This is a genomic window from Thalassospira sp. UBA4513, assembly GCF_002388495.1.
Classification (GTDB): Bacteria; Pseudomonadota; Alphaproteobacteria; order Rhodospirillales; family Thalassospiraceae; genus Thalassospira; species Thalassospira tepidiphila.
The window spans coordinates 59,926-79,331 of record NZ_DGMR01000039.1 but is presented as its reverse complement, the minus strand read 5'-3'; the positions used below and the strand labels follow the sequence as shown (position 1 = coordinate 79,331).

The window sequence follows — 19,406 nt, the reverse complement described above, 5'->3', positions numbered from 1 at the left end:
ACGGGACGGCATCGCTGCCGCCCCGTTCCGATTTTACCAAGTGTCGGATCAGGCAACGTTTTTACGCACGCCCAGTGTTTTGAGCGCATCAGCAAGTGAGGCGTGCTCAAGCCCGGCATAAAGCGCAAGTTCGTCACGAACCGGCGCACCAAGGCATTGCTCGAACACATCCTGGTTGGATTGTTCGGAATAGTTTTTCTGCTCGTCACTACCAAGATTCGATTGGAAAATCCCTGCAGCACTGACCGGCAGGAAGTCCTCGTAGATGATCGGATCGGCGCGCAGATAGCCCTGATCGACCAGTTCATTGATCGCAGTTACCGGATCAAGATCGCCTTTCTTGGCCGCATTCAGACCAGCCTTGGTCGGGCTATAGCGGAAGAAGGCCAGCTTTTCGACGCGCAAGGTCTCATAATCATCCGGGAAAGCGCGGAAACGCTCTGCCAGTTCTGTTTCGTAATCACGTGCGTTGGATCCACCGGCATTGATCTGCACCGCATGACGGGTCGCGGCCAAGAGCGTGTCATAAAGCTTGCGACCCTCGGCGGTCAGGGCAATCCCGCGCTGCTCGATTTCGCCAAAGCGGGCGGTATGGGTGCCAACCGTTTCATCACGACGACCACCGATAAAGTTCACCCGTTCTTCAAGCGCCTTGAAGCTGGTCTGGCGCAGCAGGATCGGGCAAGACCGTGCGGGCGGGCCTTCGACAATTGCCTTTGGCGTGATGCCGCGTTTGGGCATGTCTTGCTGCACCGCATCGATATCCAGGGTGCGCGGCGTCAGGTGATTGATATGCGGCCCCTTGAAGCAGACCACATCGGCAATCAGGCGATGGGCGTCATGAAGCTTCTGGTAGGTTTCAAGCGTGACGGTCGCATCGCTATGCCAACGGAAAGTTTCCAGTGCCTCGGCAACGAACTGTTCGGCCTGTATACGGGTCAGGCCGCCGTTTTTCTCTGCCAGATAAATCAGCTTAGTGGCATCCGCGGTAAAGATGTTGCGCTTGGCAAGGATGCTTTCGGCTTGATGACGCAAATCCTCGTCCTCGATCAATTCAAGACGCAGGAGCGAGGTAAAGACACGGAACGGATTGCGTTTAAGCGCTTCCTCGTCTATCGGGCGGAAGGCCGTTGAATGTACCGGCACACCGGCAACAGACAGATCATAATAGCCCACCGGATGCATGCCCATGACCGCAAACAGGCGGCGCATATTAAAAAGCTCTTCTGGTTTGCCGAGCCGGATCGCGCCGTGGCGTTCAAGGTCGATACGCTCAAGCTCGCCATTATATTCAAGGCTGTCGGCAAGTTTGGGATTGGCTTCCAGTTTGTTCTGATTGATCTCGTAAACCAGCTCCATCAGGGTGCCGTATTGTGGCACTTCACTGCGATACATGTCGGACATCGCGCTTGAAAACATCGAACGGATTTCATCGGGATGGACAAAGGCGTCTGTCGACATGGGGCCTCCAAAAGACGGAATCACATTGAACCTGTGGAATGGCCTTACTCGGCAAAATCATTCCCATTCATCATCAGGATGGCAAAATATGATCCGGTTTCGGGCATGACAAACGACAATTTGGCACGAATTCATTCCATCAAAGAATGAACGTGCAGATCATTGAAACAACAATTGGAAATGCAGTGAGAAGCAGCTTTTAAGAGGCTGCCTCGGTTTCACTGCCGTTGCTACCTGCAAAGATCGACTTCACACCGATCTCGGGCGGCTGGAATTCCGGCACCAATTGGCTGATCAGCTCCAGCGTTTTGGAAGTGTTGCGGTTGGTGGCACTGTCTTCCAAAGCATCAAAGACCTGCTTGATCAGGCCATAATCCACCACACGCGGGGCAGCCAAAAGCACCCCATCGGTCTCGGTCTGGACAGGCGGTTCGGAATCGTGGAAAAGCTCTTCATAAAGCTTCTCACCCGGGCGCAAACCGGTGACCTTGATTTCCACGTCCTTGTCCGGCTGTAAGCCAGACAGCAGGATCATCTGTCGCGCCAGATCGATGATTTTGACCGGGCGGCCCATATCAAGGACGAAGATCTTCCCGCCCTCGGTCACCCCGTGGCGCCCAAGTTCAGCTGATTGCAAAACAAGTTCCACCGCCTCGGCAATGGTCATGAAGTATCGGGTGATGCCTTCATGCGTGACAGTCAGCGGCCCACCCGCCTCAAGCTGGCGCTTGAACAGGGGCACCACAGACCCGGTAGAACCCAGAACGTTGCCAAAGCGCACGGTGACAAACCGGGTCGACCCGCGCTGATCAAGCGGCAGGGTCTCCAGCGCCTGACAATAACATTCCGCCAGCCGCTTTGATGCGCCCATGACATTGGCGGGGTTCACCGCCTTGTCGGTTGAAATCAGAACCATTGTGCCCACACCGGCGGCACGACAGGCCTCAGCCACATTACGCGTGCCCAGCGTGTTGGTCAGAATGCCTTCATTGGGGTTGTGTTCGACCAGCGGCACATGCTTGTAAGCCGCCGCATGGAACACTATTTCGGGCTTGTAGAGATCAAAAACCTGACCGATGCGGGTTTGATCGCGGACATCCCCTAGGATGCTCTCACGCGGCAAATCCGGATATTTTTCCGCCATTTCCATATCGATGGCGTAAAGCTGGAATTCCCCGGCATCCAATAAGGTCAGGCTGTCCGGGCCATAAGATGCGATCTGACGCACCAGTTCCGAACCAATTGATCCGCCGGCACCAGTCACCAATACCCGCTTACCAGCAATCATTTCTCGCACACGATCGCGATCCAGTCGCGCCTGCGGGCGACCGAGCAAATCTTCAATCGCCACCGGGCGGATTTGCAGCGGATCGGCCAAGCCTTCACGCAGATCGCCCAGCTTGGGCAAACGGGCCAGGGTCATGCCATAGCGATCAGCAATCTCGACCCACTTGGCATTGTCTTCATGACGCAGTGCATCACCACTCAGCACCAATCGGCGCGGCAAGCCATGCCTGCCCTTTTGTAATTTCTGAATGACATCTTCAAGCTGATCGACAGTCGCCAGAACGTCAACACCATGCATGTTGCGACCAACCCGGCCCTGAGTCAGCGAAACGATACCAATGACCTTGAACGGAGTATTAGCAGATCGTTCGGTTTCACGGATGAAGGCTTCTGCCTCATCGCCCGCGCCGATCAACAAGACCGAAACACGTGCTGTTCCCTGACGCACCAGTGCGCGTGCGGTCGATTTGTCCTTGGTAATCCGATAGGTCAGGCGTGCCCCGCCAAGCAAGGCCATCAGAAGGAACCACTGAATGATTGGCGCCGAACGTGGCATCCAGTCCAGACGTGTGGTCAGAAACAGAACAATAAAAAGAACCGCGACAGCAACCGATACGGCCTTGGCAATACGGATCACATCGTTGAGCGATGCATAGCGCCAAATGCCACGATACAGACCGAAATACCAGAAGGACACGGCTGCGATCAGCGTGAAAATGCCAGACGAAAACAGAATATTTTGCGTCGCATAGTAGACCACACCGTCCCCCACCCGAAGATAGAGCGCCAACGGGAAGGAAAGTGCCGCCATGATGATGTCATGGACAAAGGCAATATGGCTTCGCTGAAATAATCGCAGCATGCGGTCCCTTACCGGCAGATTTCTGTTTTTATAAGGATATACCCGCTTGGCGACAGACGGATAAGGGTTTCTTTTCGCGCTCTGCTCACATCAAGTCAAGCAATGCACGTAATAGTCTGATCGATCAGGTGCCGGGTGTTTCGCGAACCGGCATTCTCACCATCATACCGACAAGCCCCAACACAACGATCAGTGCTGCAATCACCCGCATCCAGTCCGGCGTATCACTTTGGGCAAAGCAAACAGCAATCAGAATAAGGTTGCTGGCAAGGATCATGATCGACACCCGGGCATGCGAAAACCCACGCTGGGTGGCTTTCTGATAGAAATGTTCGCGATGCGCTTGCCAGATTTTCTCGCGCCGCAAGGCGCGTTTGATCAGGGTAAATGTTGCATCAAACAGATAATAGGATGGCAAGATCAGTGCGATGGCCCATGCCCCTTCGGAGGCGACCTTTAACAACAGCCATCCCAGAATAAAGCCAAGCGGGATTGATCCGACATCTCCGAGAAACAGCTTCGCCGGATGCCAGTTCCAGATCAGGAACCCGATCATGATCGCAAGAATGCCAAGCCCGATATAGCCAAGCCCGATGAATTGCGGCAACGGCACAAAAAGCGCGAGCACAAAAATCCCAAGGCCGATTGACCCGGCCTCGACCCCGGTAATCCCGTCAATCCCGTCCATGAAATTGAACAGATTAATGAACCACACCCAAGCCAACACCACCAACACGTGATCCAGCCAGATCGGCACCAGTCCACCCAGAACCGGCTTATCAAGGGCCAATATGCCAATGATCACCGCAATAAATTGCACAGCAAAACGCTTGGCCGCGGAGAGGTCATGACGATCATCAAGCCAACTGAGCAACGCGAGCCCGGCACAGGCCCCCAGCATCAGCCATTCACCAATAGCCGAAACACCGGTAAAGGCAAAAACGACCGCAACCAGCACAATCAAAAGCGGCGTCACCGCAAGCCCGCCGCCACGCGGGGTCGGTACAGCGTGACTGGAACGGTGATTTGGCATATCAAGGATCGCCTTGCGCCGCAGATAGTTCAGAACCACCCACGTCAGCAACATCGAGCCGATCAGAAAGATGCTTGCAAAGGTCGCAAGTCCGGCAAAAGTCATCGTTGGATCGCCCTTGTCCCTGTCCCCATCAGATTGATCCGTCTGGATTAGCCGGACCCATTCCCTATCGCAAGGCTTTTCACCCTGCCCCGCACCATCCTGCCACCATTCCCGACACAGCCGCACAGAGCAGCCATGCCACGCAAAACCATGGTTGATGCTTTACAGTTTGCCATGCTGCGCTTAACTACAGCACATAAACTAAAACCGGAGATATCCCTTTGGCAGAACGTCGTTCCCGTCCATCCCAGCGCAATGCCCCCCGCAAACAGGCGGTTGAGGCACCCGATCCGCGTATGCTTGCGCTTAAAACCCTGCAGGAATTGCGCGGCGGTGAAGTGACGTTGGACGAACTTCTGTCAAAGCATGGCTATGGCCTGCCGTCGCTTGATCGCAATTTCCTGCGTCAATTGCTTGGCACCACGCTGCGCCATCTGGGCGAAATTGATGCCGTACTTGCCCCGCGTTATCAACCACCACAGGACCGGGTCGCAGCACGCTTGACCAACATCCTGCGGCTTGGTGTAGCGCAGCTGTTCTTTATGGATACGCCTGACTACGGTGCGGTCGACAGTACGGTCAATCTGGCGCGTGATGCGGGTTTGCATAAATACACCAAACTGATCAATGCCATTCTGCGTGGCTTGCAGCGTGATGGCTTTGAATGGCCGGAAGGCGTTGAGGACTGGCAGCTCAACATCCCGGCATGGCTGCGCGGATCCTGGAAAAAGGCCTATGGCGCCGAGATCGCCCAAGGCATTGCCGAAGCAAGCCTTGGCCACGCGATGCTGGATCTGTCGATCAAGGATCGCAGCCAGACCGCCGAGTGGGCCGAAAAGATGGATGGCATTGTCCTGCCGACCGGATCGGTGCGACTTGAACCGGGTCGCCGTATCCGTGATCTTCCGGGTTACAAGGATGGCGACTGGTGGGTGCAGGACGCAGCAGCAGCCATTCCGGCAACGCTGTTTTCGGCTTACAAGGACAAAACCATCTATGACCTGTGCGCGGCACCGGGTGGCAAGACCATGCAGCTTGCATCCCTTGGTGCGAGTGCAATTGCGGTCGATAAATCCGAAGGTCGCCTGAAACGCGTGTTTGAAAACCTAGAGCGTGTATCGCTTGGTGCGGCTGTCGTAACCGGCGATGCCACCGATCTTGCGCCTGATACGCCGCGCGCCGATGCGGTTCTTTTGGACGCACCCTGTTCAGCCACAGGCACCATTCGCCGCCATCCGGACATTCTGCTGCGTCAGAATGACAAGCTGATGCAATCGCTTCTGCCGATTCAGACCAAGCTGCTTAATCAGGCGGACAAGCTTTTGAATGTCGGTGGCGAGCTGATCTATTGCACCTGTTCGCTGCAACCCGAAGAAGGTGAATATCAGGTCAAATCGTTCCTGGCGGATCATCCGAACTATGAACGCAAAGCCATCACCGCCGACGAACTGGGTGGCTGGGATGAGGCAATCAACGATGCGGGTGAATTGCGCATTCTGCCCATTCACATGGCCGATTTTGGCGGCATGGATGGCTTTTTCTGTGCGCGACTTGTCAAAAAATCCTGATTTCCGGACAGAAGACTCGGGTTTGGCGCACACAGAGCTGCCATGAGTCCCATTCGGGTGACATGTGGGGTAATCTGGGGTATGAGAAGCCCGAATTTCCCGTATCCCATATCGCTTCAGGACCTGTGACGCATGACCACGTCAAATATTAAAATCGCACCTTCGATCCTTTCGGCTGATTTCGCCCAGCTTGGCGTTGACGTCCGCGCTGTTGACGAAGCCGGTGCTGACTATATCCATATCGATGTGATGGATGGCCACTATGTACCGAACATCACAATTGGCCCGGACGTGGTCAAGGCTCTGCGCCCGCACAGCGACAAGGTCTTTGACGTGCATCTGATGATCGCGCCGGTCGATCCTTATATCGAGGCATTTGCCAATGCCGGTTCTGACATCATCACCATCCACGCCGAGGCCGGCCCGCACCTGCATCGCTCGCTTCAGTTGATCAAGTCACTGGGCAAGAAAGCCGGTGTCTCGCTCAACCCGTCGACCCCGGAAAGTGTCATTGAGTATGTCATGGACATGGTTGATCTGGTTCTGGTCATGACCGTGAACCCGGGCTTTGGTGGCCAGAAATTCATCCCGAGCCAGCTTGAGAAAATCAAACGCATCCGCAAGATGATTGATGCCACCGGCCGTGATATCGACCTTGAAGTCGATGGTGGCGTAAACCCGGAAATCGCCCCACAGGTAATCAAAGCCGGTGCGAACGTCCTGGTGGCTGGTTCCGCCACCTTCAAGGGTGGCCCGTCTGAATATGCCAACAACATCAAGGCCATCCGCAGCGCGTAACGCGCTGCCTTGCTGATCGCAAAAACAAAAAAGGCCGGGGCACAATGCTCCGGCCTTTTTCGTATCTGCTTTAAGCGCGCTCAGATCAGAAATCGATGCAGCGGCCCTTGTTTTCCCAATCGCCAAAACGGGTCGGCTCAGGGCCCTTGGGACCACCAATCTCGCGGGCCTTGGCGGCAGCTTCGTTGGCGGCCTTGGCTTCGGCAAGCGCATTGATCGCGTCCTGAGAAAGTTGTGGAGCGGCTTCTGCCCCCGCAATCTCGTCAGATGCCGTATTTGTTTCGGGCTGCGGCTCTGCCTTTTCCTTGGGAACTTCGTGGATGACGGTTTCGCGGAATTTTCCAGCCATCTTTCCTTATCCTGCAATGCTTCTGAGTTTGGAGTTTAGTGCAGCCAGTCTGTTCTGCACACCATACGGAAGCAATTTCACGATAGACTTCCGGAGCTTGAAGATCGGAGGTGCAATATCCGGAATTTTAGCATTCGCATCGACCTTGGTTGCCTTGATGGCTTCCGGCAATTTGTTAGCAACTGTCTGCTTCACATATAGAACGATGTTGTAGCGATACCAAAATGAAACATCGTGAAAGCCCTTCAATTTCGGGCGGATACAATCATATGCTTCATAGCCTTCGTCACGGAAGAACGAGCGCCACTCGTCATACTCCCGCTCGTTCATATGAAATTCCCCTCCCTGCCCAGGGGGAGCGGCCGAGAAAATCACAACATCGGAGTGGCGGGTCAGGGATTGCACGAATTGGCGAGAGCTCTCAGGGCTGAGATGCTCAGCAACCTCCAGACTGCACGCCACATCGAAACGGCGCCCAAGATCAACTGCTTCATCCAGATTGCGTGCAAAAAACGCCTCTTTGGAAATGTGAAGAGCCTCAGTATTGACGTAATCACCATCAACACCGACAACATCTTCAACACCATTTAGTAACCAGCATTTCAGCCAAACGCCCTCAGCACAGCCAAAATCGGCAACACTTTTACAAAACGGCAGAAGTTCTCTGAAAACCGGAACAACCTTTTGTGCTGATTTCCATGAGATCCCTGATGTATAGGCGAAGAAATCATCGTCATATACGTTTTTGTAGTTCTCGGTGCCCGACATTAACTGTTCACCTTATTTTTGGCGTTAGTGCAAAGCACAGGAATAGCGCCCCGATGCAAAATCGGCAAGCTTCAAGCTGATCAGTACGACATGCGCAAACCCACATGATTTCAGGCCTTTGGAATCAAACAGTGGATGCGGACAAAAATTTGGGAAAAACAGACTCTTTCCCGGCGCGCCCAAAGCCGCTATTCCAAGCGTACGAGCAAAACAAGGAGAAACCATGCGTCCAATTCCCCAGCGTATCGCCGAAGAACTTTCGGTCCGTCCGGAACAGGTCATTGCCACCATCGAGATGCTTAATGAAGGCTCCACCGTTCCGTTCATCGCCCGTTACCGTAAAGAAAAAACCGGCGGGCTTGATGACACCCAACTTCGTACGCTGGAAGAACGCCTGCGCTATCTGACCGAGCTTGAAGAACGCCGCGCATCCGTGCTTGAGAGCATCCGCGAACAGGAAAAGCTGACGCCGGAACTTGAGGCCGCAATCAACGAGGCAGACACCAAGACTCGCCTTGAAGATCTTTACCTGCCTTACAAGAAAAAGCGCCGCACCAAGGCCCAGATTGCCCGCGAAGCTGGGTTGGAGCCGCTGGCCGATAGCCTGTTTAACGACCCGACGCTTGATCCGGAAACCGAAGCCGCCAAATTCGTTGATGCCGAAAAAGGCGTTGAGGACACCAAGGCTGCCCTTGATGGTGCGCGCCAGATCCTGATGGAACGCTTTGCCGAAGATGCCGACCTTGTCGCCAAGCTGCGTGACCACTTGTGGAATGAAGGTGAAATCACCGCATCGGTGATCGAGGGCAAACAGGCAGAAGGTGCCAAGTTCTCGGACTATTTCGAGCATTCCGAAAAAATCAAAACCTGCCCCTCACACCGTGCGCTGGCCCTTTTCCGGGGTCGCAACGAGGATATCCTTCAGCTTAAACTGACCCTTGGCAAAGAAGACGAAGACCGTCCGCGCAGCCAGCCGGGTCGGGCCGAGGTGATGATTGCCGCCCATGTCGGTATTGCCGACAAGGGACGGGCAGCGGATAAATGGCTGATGGATACCGTGCGCTGGACCTGGCGCGTCAAACTGTCTTTGTCGATTGAGCTTGATCTGTTTGGCACCCTTCGTGACTCCGCCGAGGAAGGTGCGATCAAGGTCTTTGCCGACAACCTGAAAGACCTGTTGCTGGCGGCCCCTGCGGGGCAAAAAGCGACCATGGGTCTTGATCCGGGTGTACGTACCGGGGTCAAGGTCGCGGTGGTTGATGCCACCGGAAAGCTGGTCGATACCGCAACGGTTTATCCCTTCCAGCCGCGCAATGACGTCGAAGGCGCGATCAACACCATGGCCGCGCTTGCGGCCCGCCATCAGATCGAACTGATCGCGATTGGCAACGGGACGTTTTCACGTGAAACCGACGAACTTGCCGGTCAGATGCTTAAACGCTTCCCGGCGCTTAAGGCGACCAAGGTGATCGTCAACGAAGCCGGTGCGTCTGTTTATTCCGCATCGCAGTTCGCAGCCGAAGAATTCCCCGATCTTGATGTGTCGCTCCGTGGGGCGGCATCAATTGCGCGCCGCCTGCAAGACCCGCTGGCAGAACTGGTGAAGATCGAACCGAAATCCATCGGTGTCGGACAGTACCAGCATGATGTATCGGAAACCAAACTGGCCCGGTCGCTTGATGCCGTGGTTGAGGATTGCGTGAACGGTGTTGGGGTTGACCTTAACACCGCCTCCATCCCGCTTTTGACCCGTGTGGCAGGCCTGACCGAGACGCTGGCGCGCAATATCGTTGGGTATCGCGACTCCAACGGGGCGTTCCAGTCCCGTGCGGATCTTAAAAAGGTCGAGCGTCTTGGACCAAAGGCGTTCGAGCAATGCGCGGGCTTCTTGCGTATTCGCGGTGCCAACAATCCTCTTGATGCATCGGCCGTGCACCCGGAAGCCTATCCGCTGGTCGAAAAAATCAGCGCCAAGGCCGCCAAGCCGTTGGCAGAACTGATCGGCGATTCGGCCTTTATCAAGACACTCCGCCCCGAAGATTTCGCCGATGACACATTTGGTGTCCCGACCATCCGCGACATCATCGCCGAGCTCGATAAGCCCGGCCGTGACCCGCGCCCGGAATTCAAGACCGCCAAATTCACCGAAGGTGTGAATGAGATCAAGGATCTGCGCACCGGCATGAAGCTTGAAGGCACGGTCACCAACGTCACCAACTTTGGGGCGTTCGTTGATATCGGCGTGCATCAGGATGGCCTGGTTCATATTTCCCAGCTTGCTGACAAGTTCGTCGAAGATCCCCGTCAGGTGGTCAAGGCCGGTCAAATCGTTTCCGTTACCGTGATGGAAGTCGACGCACCGCGCAAACGTATCGGCCTTTCGATGAAATCCGCACCGGATTACGAAGCCACGCGTGAAAAGCGTGCCGAAAATCACGGCGATGCACCGCGCGGCAACCGTCCGCAGCATTCATCAGGCCCGCGCCATCAGGGCGGCCAAGGTCGTGGCAATGCCGGTGGTAACGCTGGCGGCGATGGCGGTGCGATGGCTGCCGCACTCAAGGCCGCGATGGAACGTCGCAAGTAACCTATCGCAAAAAGGCTTCGAAACGGCGGGATGGCATATACCATTCCGCCGTTTTTCTTTTGCCCAATCATGCCGATCGGATGAATTGACAGAAGACAGTTTAAAACCCATGTTGAGCACTCACCAAGGGGAGCCCCGACAAGGGGGCTGAGAAACTGCCGCGCAGTGACCCTTTGAACCTGATCCAGTTCATACTGGCGTAGGGACGGTGCGAACGCGGATTACGACGTTCTCCATCATTCCGACTTCGAACTGGGTCTCCATACGCAAAGTTTCTGCATTGGAGCCTCGACATGACGACCGAAATTTCCCGGACCGCGACTGATCTTTTTGAACGCATGCGTGCGACCAATCCGTTGGTCCAGTGCATCACCAACTATGTTGCGATGAACTATGCCGCCAATGTTTTACTGGCCGCTGGCGCCTCACCAGCGATGGTTCACACACCAGAAGAATCCGGTGAATTTGCCGCGATTGCCGGTGCGCTGACGGTCAATATCGGCACCCTTTCGCCCAACTGGGTCGAAGGCATGATTGCCGCGGCCAAGTCGGCCAATGCTGCGGGCAAACCTTGGGTGCTTGATCCAGTGGCGCATTTTGCCACCGGGTATCGCCGCGATGCCGTGGCAGCGCTTTTGAAATTCAAACCCACCGTCATTCGCGGCAACGCATCGGAAATCATTGCGCTTGGTGGCGGTCAAAGTGCCGGTCAGGGTGTTGATAGCGGCGATCCGGTCGAACAGGCCGAAGAGGCCGCACGCGGCCTTGCCATCGCACAAGGTGCCATTGTTGCCGTTACAGGCGAGGTTGATTTTGTCACCGATGGCAAACGATCCGTGCGCATTGCCGGTGGATCGGACCTGATGCCGAAAGTCACCGCCACAGGCTGTTCGCTGACGGCGCTTGTTGGCGGCTATCTTGCGGTTGCACCGGATCAGGCGTTTGAAGCCACCGTTGCCGCCCTTGGCAATTTTGCCGTGGCGGGCGAAATCGCCGCCAATACGGCAAACGGCCCGGCATCCTTCATGACAGCCTTTATCGATGGCCTGCATCGCCTTGATGCCACGACTTATGCCAAGAACCTTCGGATCAATGTTCTATGAAGTCGTTTGATCTGTCGCTTTATCTCGTGCTTGATCCCGATCTGTGTCGCGACCATTCGATGGTGGAAACCACGATGGCCGCGATTGCAGGCGGTGCCACCCTCATTCAGCTGCGCGATAAAAAGGCCGGGACCGAGGGCCTCATTCGCGTTGGTCGGGAATTGATGAAGGCGATGGAAGGCACAAACGTGCCACTGATCGTGAATGACGACATTGATGCCGCCATTGCCATTGGCGCACATGGCCTGCATGTCGGTCAGGATGATCTGCCTTCGCAGATTGCCCGCGACCGCCTTGGCCCGGACAAGATCATCGGCCTGTCGATTGAAAGCGAAGATGTCGCGCAAAAGGTGGACCGCACGATTGTCGATTATGTCGGCATCGGCCCGATATTTGCCACCGCGACCAAGCCCGACCATAAACCGGCAATCGGATTTGACGGGCTTGAAAAGCTGGTGCGGATGGTCGGATTGCCATCGGTTGCGATTGGCGGGCTTAAGGGTGAACACGCCTTGCCGGCACTTGAAAGCGGTGCGAACGGTATTGCCGTTGTCTCGGCGATTTGTGGTCAGCCCGATCCAAAACAGGCCACCGCATATATCGCCCAAAAACTCAAATCAGCGCGGGCTTATCTGTCGCAGTAACCTTGGGCTTTCGCGGTTCCGATCTGCAATGATCAGGGCTGTTATAGGGCGCAAAACGCATGGCTGTTGCGCCCAAACAACAATGACCGGCACGGAAATGCCCCATTTGCGCCGTTAATTTTTCGGCTTCGTAGCGCAAGTTATCAGACATCAACCAAGAACAACCGCGCGAGGAAGCCATGCTGAGATCTCTGCGTAGTAAGCCGGTTGCCATTGCCCTGATTGGGCTTATGACGATCACGACAGCCGGGCTGGCTGCAATCAAGGTCGCACCCAAACCGACCACCGACAGCGTTACTATCCATTCCGAAATGGTTCGCGGTGAAGTGACGCTGCGCCACCCGGATGGCACCATCGCCATCAGGCGTGATTGCGTCCGGTTCCCGTGCAAGATTGACATCTCGTCGCTTAAACGCGGGGACTACGATGTCACACTGACAAATGGCGACGAAAGCCAGAAGATGGTAGGACTCTACAAAGAGTAGGCATCCCGCCTGCCCCACGACCCAAACCGTTCAAATTTTTCCGGAAAATCCGGGAACGTTTTGATGGCCTGAATGTTCATCATATATCGAACCATTCAAAGGTAATGTGGCGATGCGTTGCATAAACGCTCGTGCGTGCTAGATAAAGTAGCACGGGTAACGACCCGGATGCGCCAGTCGGCCCGGCAACAAAGGTTTCCAAGATGTTGCACGGGATTTTCACTTTTATCGACGGCGCAAAAAGGGATATGTTGCGTTACCGCACAGATTAATAATGAAAGTCGAGGAACTGTATCATGGCATTTGAACTCCCAGCACTTCCGTATGCATATGACGCGCTTGCGCCGGTCATGTCCGCTGAAACCCTTGAGTTTCACCATGACAAACATCACAACGCCTATGTTGTGAACGGCAACAAGCTGCTCGAAGGTTCGGGCCTTGAAGGCAAGTCGCTTGAAGAAGTTGTTGTTGCATCTTACGGCGACGCTTCCAAAGCAGGCCTGTTCAACAACGCTGCTCAGCACTGGAACCACATTGAGTTCTGGCAGATGATGAAGGGCAATGGCGGCGGCGCCATCCCGGGTGAACTCGAAAAGAAAATCGTTGAAGATTTCGGCTCTGTCGATGCCTTCAAAGAAGCCTTCATTCAGGCTGGCGTAACCCAGTTCGGTTCTGGCTGGTGCTGGCTTGCGATGGACAAGTCCGGTAAACTGGTTGTCACCAAGACCCCGAACGCGGAAAACCCGCTTGTTCACGGTCAGACCCCGCTGCTCGGTTGTGATGTTTGGGAACACTCCTACTACATCGATTACCGCAACGCGCGTCCGGACTATGTCAAAGCCTTCCTCGACAGCCTGGTTAACTGGGAATATGTTGCAGAGCGTTTCTCCAAAGCTGGCTAATCAGCCGACGCTTTGAGACTTAATTACAAAAGCGGCTCCTTCGGGGGCCGCTTTTTTGTGCGCGCAACACAAACAAAGAAAAACCCCGCCAGCGAGCCGGCGGGGTTTGGATCGAAACCGATCAGACGCGTGATCAGATGTCGAATTTGATGCCCTGAGCGAGCGGCAGCTCGCGGGAATAGTTGATGGTGTTGGTTGCGCGGCGCATGTAGCCTTTCCATGCATCCGAACCGGATTCTCGACCGCCACCGGTTTCTTTTTCACCACCGAAGGCACCACCGATTTCCGCACCGGACGGACCGATATTGACGTTGGCAATACCGCAATCGGACCCAACCGAGGACAGGAACAGTTCGGTTTCGCGCAGATCGGTCGAGAAGATGCACGATGACAGACCCTGCGGGACGTCATTCTGAAGCGCGATGGCTTCTTCAAGGGTCTCGTAGGTCATGACGTACAGGATCGGTGCGAAGGTCTCGTGCTTCACGGTCTCGGTCTGGCCCGGCATTTCAACCACTGACGGGGTAACATAGAACGCATTCGGGTATTCCGGTTCCAGGGTACGTTCTCCGCCATGCACAGTGCCGCCGTCTTTCTTGGCATTGGCAAGGGCGGCCTGCATGTTGGTAAAGGCTTCTTCGTCGATCAGCGGACCAACCAGAACACCATCGGCCAGCGGATCGCCAATTTTCACAGACTTGTAAGCCGCAATGATTTTCGGCAGCAGCTGATCCTTGACGTCCTTGTGAACGATCAGGCGACGAAGCGACGTGCAACGCTGACCACAGGTGCCAACAGCGGAGAACACAACCGCACGCACGGTCATGTCCAGATCGGCCGACGGGGTGACGATCATGGCGTTGTTGCCGCCAAGCTCAAGAATGGTGCGGCCAAAGCGCTGCGCAACACGCGGGGCAACTTCGCGGCCCATGCGGGTAGAACCGGTGGCTGAAATCAGCGCGACGTCACGGCTGTCGGTCATGATTTCACCGATGGCGCGATCACCCACAACGACCTGATGCAGGTTGGCCGGTGCATCACCGAATTTGGCAATCGCCTTTTCGAGGATCTTCTGGCAGGCAAGGGCAGTGACCGGCGTTTTTTCCGACGGTTTCCAGATCACGGCATTGCCGCAAGCCAGTGCAAGCGCTGTGTTCCATGCCCACGGCGCAACCGGGAAGTTAAAGGCGGTGATCAGGCCAACAACACCCAGCGGATGCCAGTTTTCCATCATCTTGTGGCCTGGACGTTCGGACGCGATGGTCAGACCGTAAAGCTGGCGCGACAGACCGACTGCGAAGTCGCAGATGTCGATCATTTCCTGAACTTCGCCAAGACCTTCCTGATAGATCTTGCCGCATTCAAGCGACACCAGACGGCCCAGCGGTTCCTTGGCTGCGCGCAGTTCTTCACCCAGAAGACGGACCAGTTCGCCACGACGCGGACCGGGAACCTGACGCCATGCGCCAAATGCCTTTTTGGCGTTGCCGATAACATCGGTCATCTCGGCCGGGGTGGTTTCGGTGACACTTGCGAATTCCGAACCGTCAACCGGGGTCTGGACACTGAGGGTGCCATTGGCAATCTCTGCTTCGGACAGACCAAGTTCGGTCAGAATGGATTTGTAGCTCACAGTAAAACTCCCTTCGTTTTAAACTTTCCGGCGCGGATCACCGGCAAATTCGATCTCTGTTCAATCCCTGATATCCGCCACCTTGGGCAGCTGTTTGGCGATGATGGCAAAGGCCTCATCAACCTGATCAAACGGAATGGTCAAAGGTGCCAGCAGGCGCACCACATTGGCGTGCTCACCACTTGGCATTAACAATAGCCCGTCATCACGGGCCAGTTGCAACAAGCATTGCAGACGTTTGGGTGACGGCTTGCCGTCATCTGCAATCAATTCAAAGGCACGCATTGCCCCGATCCCGCGCATGTTGCCGATCACATGCCCGCCGGGCAGATCGCGCAGCCATGCGATATGGGTGGCGTATTTTTCACCAAGCTGTTTGGCACGGGCGGTCAGCTTGTCGGCCTCGAGCACCTCAAATACGCCGGTTGCCGCGGCACAGGCTACAGGATTGCCGGAATAGGTGCCGCCAAGCCCGCCCGGCGCCAGCGCATTCATGACATCCTCGGCACCGGTGATTGCGGCCAACGGAAAGCCCCCGCCAATGCCTTTGCCCATAACAAGGATATCGGGCGCAATACCGGCATGCTCAATGGCAAACATCTTACCGGTCCGGGCAAAGCCCGACTGGATTTCATCGGCAATCAGAACCAAGCCGTTTTCATCACACAGGCGACGCAGGGCGACAAGAAATTCCCCATCCGCGGCACGAAAACCGCCTTCGCCCTGAACAGGTTCAATCACCACCGCCCCGACCGACGCCGGATCGGCGGAAACAGCAAACAGCTTGGCGATGGCGGCCATCGCATCATCAACCGATACACCGGTTTCGGGGCAAGGATATGGCAGATGCCATACAGGCCCCGGCAATGGGCCGAGCCCGGTTTTATAGGGTTTGGTTTTGCCCGTCAGCGCAAGGGTTGCAAGCGTCCTGCCATGGAAACCACCGTCAAAGGCGATCACCCCGGTGCGGCCGGTAAAGGCGCGCGCAAGCTTCAGCGCGTTTTCCATCGCCTCGGCCCCGGAATTGGTCAGCATTGATTTCGCCGGACCTTCAATCGGGCAATTTGCTGCCAGCCACTCCGTTACCGCGACATAGGGCTCGTGGGGCAACGCATTATAACAGCTGTGGGTAAATCGTTCGCACTGGGCGGCGACGCGTTCCATCACCACCGGGTTGCGATGCCCGACATTCAAAACACCGATCCCGCCAATGAAATCGATATAGCGTTTGCCTTCGACGTCCCATGCCTCGGCATTGAGTGCGCGATCAAGATAGACCGGATGCACATTGCGCACCCCGGCCGATACCGACGCAATTGCGCGCTCACGCATCTGCGTGCTGTCCTGGGCTGGTTTGGTGTTTTCGTCACGGGGCATGTGGGGCTGCTCCGACCTTTTTATTGATGATTTAAATGACGTTCAGTTCAAGCACCGGCGCATTATCGCGAATGCGCTCATAGCCAAACACCGACAGATCAAGGGTTTCATAGCCGTTTGTCGCGATCAGTTCGGCAATGCCACGACCGACCGCCGGGCTTTGTTGCAGGCCATGGCCCGAGAACCCGTTGGCAAAGATGAAGTTTTTAACATCCGTGTGACGGCCCAAAATCGCGTTCTGATCGAGCAGGTTATAGGAATAATGACCCGCCCAGGCATTGACGACCTTGATCGCCTCAAACCGTTCACACCGCTCATACAGGCCCGGCCAGATGATGTCGTCAAACAGGCTATGATCGACGTCGAAATCCCAGCATTCCGGGTCGCGATCCTTGGGCGGTGCGATACCGGTAATAAAGAACTCGCCTTCCGGACGGACATAAAGGCCGCTTGGATCAATCAGCATCGGGCAGGATGCGCTGATGTCTTCCGCGTCCCGGCAGTTGAATACAAAGATGCAGCGTTTGCGTGGCTCGACCGGAATTTCAAGGCCGGCCATCCGGGCGACCTTTGATCCGCCGGTGCCCGCCGCATTGACAAGCTGGCCACAGCCGAACCGACGACCGTCCTTTAGAACCACACCGGTGACCTGATCACCATTACGCAGGACCTCGACCACTTCGCCGTCAATGTAATCGGCACCACGACGGCGGGCCTGTTTGCGAAACGACTGCATCAGGCAATAGGCATCAAACCAGCCTTCGCCCGTGCGTCCCCAGCAACCAGCCGCCAGATCGGATGTATTCATCCATGGGTATTTCTGGGCCAAGTCATCGGGCTCCATCCAGATGATGTCGCCGCCAAATTCGGTTTGCGTCGCATGGTTCTGACGCAGGATATCGCGCCCCTGATCGGTGGCCAGAATGAGATAGCCCTTTTCATGCAGGGCAATGTCGACGTCGGGATCAAGGTCGCGGTTCAGATTACGCAGGAACTGAATGCCATAGGCCGACATTTCAATATTGATCGGGGTCGAGAATTGCTGGCGGATCGACGCCGCCGAAAGTGCGGTCGAGCAGAACTCGTAGGTCGAGTCTTTCTCGATCACCAGAACCCGGCCCTTGAAATCATCACGGCCCGTCAAATGCCATGCGATGGAACTGCCGATAACCGCACCACCGACGATGATCACATCATAATTTTCGTCAACAGAACCCATTCTTGCCTTCTACCCGATGCAAATTGTTACTTTCCGGCCATTGATGAACCGGCATTTTGCGGTGGTGCGCTGGAAACCGTTACCCGAATGAAGGGGGAGCCTTCCTTCCAAAACATTCCAAAGTAACAGCATTCCAGCGCGGTTGGCTTTCAGCCCAAACGCTTCTTGGGGTGGCGCGAGGGGGCTTTGAACCGTTTAAAACCGTACGCCTTGGCTGCAAAGCAAACAAACGATATATTCGCACCATATCATTCCGTTTTGTTATGAACTGGTTTTGCCATGCGTCGCGTCCTGCCATCCCTTACTGCCCTGCAATTCTTTGAAAGTTCGGCCCGTCATCTGTCTTTCACCCGCGCGGCAGAGGAACTGAATGTCACGCAAAGCGCAATCAGCCGTCAGATCCGTGCGCTTGAGGAATATCTCGGACGAGATCTTTTTCGCCGCGTGAAGAAACGCCTGAAACTGACCGCGGCCGGTGAAGCCTATGCCGCACAGGTCCGTGACCTTCTGGATCGGGCAGAGGCCGCCACACTTCAGGTCATGGCTTATTCCGATGCGGGCGGGATGCTTAATGTCGGGACGCTACCAACTTTTGGCGCGCGCTGGCTTGTGCCGCGCCTTGGTGATTTCAAGGCAACCTGGCCGGACATTCAGCTCAATCTCATTACCCAGACGCGGGAATTTAATTTCGACCGCGAAGGTATTGATATTGCCATTCACTTTGGTGAAGACAACCTGCCGGGCTGCGTGACGCACCGTTTGATGGGGGAAACCTTGATTGCAGTCTGTGCGCCCAAGCTGCTTAAGGAAAATGACGATCTGCCGATTGCCCGCGAACGCGTGCGCAACTGTACTTTGTTGCAGCATTCCACCCGCCCGCGTGCCTGGCAGGACTGGCTGGCGGCCACCGGCGTTGCCGTGGTCGATGAACTGGCTGGTCCCCGGTTTGAGCATTTCCACATGGTCATTCAGGCCGCTGTCGCAGGCCTTGGGCTGGCACTTCTGCCGGAATTTCTGGTACGTGAAGAGCTTGAAAACGGGCGTCTGGTCGCACCCTTTGATGTATCGATCCCCAACCAGCACGCCTATTACGTGGTTTATCCCAAGGAAAAGGAAAACAACTTTGCAGTCCGCGCATTTCGCGACTGGCTGATTGCGACCTGTCGCACCGAACAGGATGACCGTGCCATCCCGTCGGGCACCGCTGCCTGACCCTTACCGAATT

16 protein-coding genes and 1 riboswitch are annotated in these 19,406 nt (G+C 55.7%); of the genes, 8 read left to right on the top strand and 8 right to left on the bottom strand.

The features are described from left to right. Positions 1–48 precede the first annotated feature (48 nt). The 3 genes from hglS to B2T33_RS17310 all read right to left on the bottom strand — a co-directional run bounded on the left by hglS (position 49) and on the right by B2T33_RS17310 (position 4,748). Positions 49–1,461, bottom strand: coding sequence for a 2-oxoadipate dioxygenase/decarboxylase HglS (hglS, locus tag B2T33_RS17320; protein WP_286792718.1), 1,413 nt, complete (start codon positions 1,459–1,461; stop codon positions 49–51). 199 nt (positions 1,462–1,660) lie between these two features. After that, positions 1,661–3,610, bottom strand: coding sequence for a polysaccharide biosynthesis protein (locus B2T33_RS17315; RefSeq protein ID WP_064780115.1), 1,950 nt, complete (start codon positions 3,608–3,610; stop codon positions 1,661–1,663). A 124-nt stretch (positions 3,611–3,734) separates the two neighbouring features. Further along, positions 3,735–4,748, bottom strand: a complete 1,014-nt coding sequence (locus tag B2T33_RS17310) for an MraY family glycosyltransferase (RefSeq protein ID WP_064780116.1) — start codon at positions 4,746–4,748, stop codon at positions 3,735–3,737. A 221-nt stretch (positions 4,749–4,969) separates the two neighbouring features. On the opposite strand from B2T33_RS17310, the gene B2T33_RS17305 reads away from it, so the two are divergent. Together B2T33_RS17305 and rpe are read left to right on the top strand one after the other, a co-directional pair. Next, positions 4,970–6,316 carry an RsmB/NOP family class I SAM-dependent RNA methyltransferase gene (locus B2T33_RS17305; protein WP_197146222.1) on the top strand — a complete coding sequence of 449 codons (1,347 nt, stop codon included), beginning with the start codon at positions 4,970–4,972 and terminating at the stop codon, positions 6,314–6,316. Between the two features lie 132 nt (positions 6,317–6,448). After that, positions 6,449–7,114, top strand: a complete 666-nt coding sequence (rpe, locus tag B2T33_RS17300) for a ribulose-phosphate 3-epimerase (RefSeq protein WP_197146223.1) — start codon at positions 6,449–6,451, stop codon at positions 7,112–7,114. 85 nt (positions 7,115–7,199) lie between these two features. Here rpe and B2T33_RS20410 read toward each other — a convergent pair whose 3' ends face one another. Beyond that, positions 7,200–7,463, bottom strand: a complete 264-nt coding sequence (locus B2T33_RS20410) for a DUF1674 domain-containing protein (RefSeq protein ID WP_197146224.1) — start codon at positions 7,461–7,463, stop codon at positions 7,200–7,202. Between the two features lie 6 nt (positions 7,464–7,469). Then, positions 7,470–8,231: a class I SAM-dependent methyltransferase gene (locus B2T33_RS17290; protein ID WP_197146225.1), complete on the bottom strand. Its 762-nt coding sequence runs from the start codon at positions 8,229–8,231 to the stop codon at positions 7,470–7,472. Positions 8,232–8,454: 223 nt separating this feature from the next. On the opposite strand from B2T33_RS17290, the gene B2T33_RS17285 reads away from it, so the two are divergent. The 5 genes from B2T33_RS17285 (at position 8,455) to B2T33_RS17265 (ending at position 13,952) form a co-directional block, all read left to right on the top strand. Further along, positions 8,455–10,818 (top strand): Tex family protein, encoded by a 2,364-nt coding sequence (locus tag B2T33_RS17285; RefSeq protein ID WP_197146226.1) that lies wholly within the window; start codon positions 8,455–8,457, stop codon positions 10,816–10,818. Positions 10,819–10,934: 116 nt separating this feature from the next. Continuing rightward, positions 10,935–11,041: riboswitch (TPP riboswitch) on the top strand. A 70-nt stretch (positions 11,042–11,111) separates the two neighbouring features. Further along, positions 11,112–11,921: a hydroxyethylthiazole kinase gene (gene thiM, locus B2T33_RS17280; RefSeq protein ID WP_197146227.1), complete on the top strand. Its 810-nt coding sequence runs from the start codon at positions 11,112–11,114 to the stop codon at positions 11,919–11,921. Then, positions 11,918–12,565, top strand: coding sequence for a thiamine phosphate synthase (gene thiE / locus B2T33_RS17275; RefSeq protein WP_197146228.1), 648 nt, complete (start codon positions 11,918–11,920; stop codon positions 12,563–12,565). Before thiM ends, thiE begins: the two co-directional genes overlap by 4 nt. 179 nt (positions 12,566–12,744) lie before the next feature. Next, a complete protein-coding gene (locus B2T33_RS17270) occupies positions 12,745–13,050 on the top strand; it encodes a hypothetical protein (RefSeq protein ID WP_064780124.1) in 306 nt (101 codons plus the stop codon). Positions 13,051–13,346: 296 nt separating this feature from the next. Beyond that, entirely contained in the window at positions 13,347–13,952 is a 606-nt protein-coding gene (locus tag B2T33_RS17265) for a superoxide dismutase (protein ID WP_008888603.1), read from the top strand. 133 nt (positions 13,953–14,085) lie between these two features. Here B2T33_RS17265 and B2T33_RS17260 read toward each other — a convergent pair whose 3' ends face one another. From B2T33_RS17260 to B2T33_RS17250, 3 genes are read right to left on the bottom strand one after another with little or no spacing between them, the layout of a single operon-like run. Beyond that, the gene (locus tag B2T33_RS17260; RefSeq protein WP_197146229.1) at positions 14,086–15,585 is read right to left on the bottom strand and encodes an aldehyde dehydrogenase family protein; all 1,500 of its coding nucleotides are present in this window, start codon (positions 15,583–15,585) and stop codon (positions 14,086–14,088) included. Positions 15,586–15,645: 60 nt separating this feature from the next. Further along, positions 15,646–16,962 (bottom strand): aspartate aminotransferase family protein, encoded by a 1,317-nt coding sequence (locus B2T33_RS17255; RefSeq protein ID WP_286792717.1) that lies wholly within the window; start codon positions 16,960–16,962, stop codon positions 15,646–15,648. Positions 16,963–16,993: 31 nt separating this feature from the next. Then, positions 16,994–18,181 carry an NAD(P)/FAD-dependent oxidoreductase gene (locus B2T33_RS17250; RefSeq protein WP_197146231.1) on the bottom strand — a complete coding sequence of 396 codons (1,188 nt, stop codon included), beginning with the start codon at positions 18,179–18,181 and terminating at the stop codon, positions 16,994–16,996. Between the two features lie 279 nt (positions 18,182–18,460). Between B2T33_RS17250 and gcvA the strand changes: the two genes are divergently transcribed. After that, the gene (gene gcvA, locus B2T33_RS17245) at positions 18,461–19,393 is read left to right on the top strand and encodes a transcriptional regulator GcvA (RefSeq protein WP_120223983.1); all 933 of its coding nucleotides are present in this window, start codon (positions 18,461–18,463) and stop codon (positions 19,391–19,393) included. Positions 19,394–19,406 lie beyond the last annotated feature (13 nt).

Excerpts from the sequence above, each read along its gene's own strand:
- hglS (WP_286792718.1), bottom strand. The coding sequence starts at position 1,461 with ATGTCGACAGACGCCTTTGTCCATCCCGATGAAATCCGTTCGATGTTT.
- B2T33_RS17315 (WP_064780115.1), bottom strand. The coding sequence starts at position 3,610 with ATGCTGCGATTATTTCAGCGAAGCCATATTGCCTTTGTCCATGACATC.
- B2T33_RS17310 (WP_064780116.1), bottom strand. The coding sequence starts at position 4,748 with ATGACTTTTGCCGGACTTGCGACCTTTGCAAGCATCTTTCTGATCGGC.
- rpe (WP_197146223.1), top strand. The coding sequence starts at position 6,449 with ATGACCACGTCAAATATTAAAATCGCACCTTCGATCCTTTCGGCTGAT.
- B2T33_RS20410 (WP_197146224.1), bottom strand. The coding sequence starts at position 7,463 with ATGGCTGGAAAATTCCGCGAAACCGTCATCCACGAAGTTCCCAAGGAA.
- B2T33_RS17290 (WP_197146225.1), bottom strand. The coding sequence starts at position 8,231 with ATGTCGGGCACCGAGAACTACAAAAACGTATATGACGATGATTTCTTC.
- B2T33_RS17285 (WP_197146226.1), top strand. The coding sequence starts at position 8,455 with ATGCGTCCAATTCCCCAGCGTATCGCCGAAGAACTTTCGGTCCGTCCG.
- thiM (WP_197146227.1), top strand. The coding sequence starts at position 11,112 with ATGACGACCGAAATTTCCCGGACCGCGACTGATCTTTTTGAACGCATG.
- thiE (WP_197146228.1), top strand. The coding sequence starts at position 11,918 with ATGAAGTCGTTTGATCTGTCGCTTTATCTCGTGCTTGATCCCGATCTG.
- B2T33_RS17270 (WP_064780124.1), top strand. The coding sequence starts at position 12,745 with ATGCTGAGATCTCTGCGTAGTAAGCCGGTTGCCATTGCCCTGATTGGG.
- B2T33_RS17265 (WP_008888603.1), top strand. The coding sequence starts at position 13,347 with ATGGCATTTGAACTCCCAGCACTTCCGTATGCATATGACGCGCTTGCG.
- B2T33_RS17255 (WP_286792717.1), bottom strand. The coding sequence starts at position 16,962 with ATGCCCCGTGACGAAAACACCAAACCAGCCCAGGACAGCACGCAGATG.
- B2T33_RS17250 (WP_197146231.1), bottom strand. The coding sequence starts at position 18,181 with ATGGGTTCTGTTGACGAAAATTATGATGTGATCATCGTCGGTGGTGCG.
- gcvA (WP_120223983.1), top strand. The coding sequence starts at position 18,461 with ATGCGTCGCGTCCTGCCATCCCTTACTGCCCTGCAATTCTTTGAAAGT.